Annotated in this window: 2 protein-coding genes and 1 pseudogene; 1 reads left to right on the top strand and 2 read right to left on the bottom strand. The window is 49.4% G+C overall.

Going from position 1 to position 1,458, the window contains the following annotated elements; translation table 11 throughout:
- Together QZ506_RS12230 and QZ506_RS12225 are read right to left on the bottom strand one after the other, a co-directional pair.
- Positions 1-184, bottom strand: a 184-nt coding sequence (locus QZ506_RS12230; protein ID WP_291971370.1) for a transposase, incomplete at its 3' end; no start/stop codon positions are given.
- A 56-nt stretch (positions 185-240) separates the two neighbouring features.
- Entirely contained in the window at positions 241-480 is a 240-nt protein-coding gene (locus QZ506_RS12225) for a hypothetical protein (protein ID WP_291971368.1), read from the bottom strand.
- 372 nt (positions 481-852) lie between these two features.
- On the opposite strand from QZ506_RS12225, the pseudogene QZ506_RS12220 reads away from it, so the two are divergent.
- Positions 853-1,458: pseudogene (locus QZ506_RS12220) on the top strand (transposase); the annotation flags it as partial.

Below are 1,458 nucleotides of genomic sequence, written 5' to 3'. Positions count from 1 at the left end.
TCATCAGGACTGTGGTGATGGCCATATCTGAGTAGTAGAGCGGTCGTCCACGCCGTTCAGTAGTGTTTTTTTCCGTCCATGCAGCAATGGCTGATTCATCTAGCCATACGGTTAGAGAACCGCGCTGCTTTAGGGCCTTGTTATAAGAGGGCCAGTTGGTGATTTTAAAATTTTGTTTTGCCATGGAGACCTGATTTTGAAACAACTGTGGTGATCTGCTCCGATGATTAGCCAAAAGTTCTATTTATTAAACAAAGCCCCTAGCACCATGCCCAGTCCCTTTGCCTTGCGGTCTGCCTCAATAAATTGGAATATAATAGACCCATCCGGGAAGCGCCACGCATTCTTGGTGGTATTGGAAAATGGCGCTACCGTTACGGAATGCCAGCCTGGTTCAGCGTGTCCTTCAGCCAGCGCCACAGTTTTTTCAATTTCAGCATATCCCTCACGCTCTACAAGAGATTTTCTTCCCCTAACCATGGTATTCCATCTTTTCTCTTAAAACGCCTCTATGAGCTTCTGAGAGCGTTTTAGCGAGGTTTTTGCACTGTTCCGCGACCGCCAGGTAACTTTGCTCGTCGTTTACATTATAGAGGGCAATCAGCAGTGCCTCCAGTTCTGGCGGCGCTGGTTCAGGCTCTGGCGCGGGATTTACGGATGCTTCTGGCGTGGTTTCCTGTACAGTAGTGGGCTTAACCTCCGTCTCCGGGGTAAACCTGGGCTGATTCAGTACATCGCGCAGACGGGGCCGTGCGTTGCATGACGGCCTGCGCGTCTCGCGATCCTGTACACGATATTGTGTAATTGCCTGATTTTGATATGTTCAATCCAATATCAAAAGCAGGTTACTTTATGGACGAAAAACAGTTACAGGCTCTGGCCAACGAGCTGGCCAAAAATCTCAAAACCCCTGACGATCTCAACCAGTTTGATCGCCTGCTGAAAAAGATCAGCGTTGAAGCTGCCATTAATGCTGAAATGACCCATCACCTCGGGCATGAGAAGCAACAGTCCAAATCTGGAAATAACACGCGCAATGGCTAATCCACAAAGACTGTTACCACCGGCGATGTTCCGCTGGAACTGCGTACACCACGTGATAAAGAACTGTATGACGCTGATGTCTCACCCGCCCTGGTATCGAAGGTCACAGATGTCGTTATGGAGAAGGTTGTTGAATGGCAAAATAGCCCTGGATGCGGTTTATCCCATTGTTTACCTTGACTGTATCGTTCTTAAAGTCCGGCAGGACAGCCGCGTTATCAATAAGTCTGTGTTCCTGGCGCTGGGTATCAATATCGAAGGCCAGAAAGAGCTACTGTGGATGTGGCTGGCCGAAAATGAAGGCGCAAAGTTCTGGCTGAACGTGCTGACAGAACTGAAAAACCGTGGCCTGACCGACATCCTCATTGCCTGTGTGGACGGCCTGAAAGGGTTCCCGGATGCCATCAACACGGT

It is taken from the genome of Candidatus Symbiopectobacterium sp. (genome assembly GCF_020054415.1).
Lineage (GTDB): Bacteria > Pseudomonadota > Gammaproteobacteria > Enterobacterales > Enterobacteriaceae > Symbiopectobacterium.
Note: the sequence above shows the minus strand (reverse complement) of the source record. Positions and strands in the feature narration are given on the sequence as shown.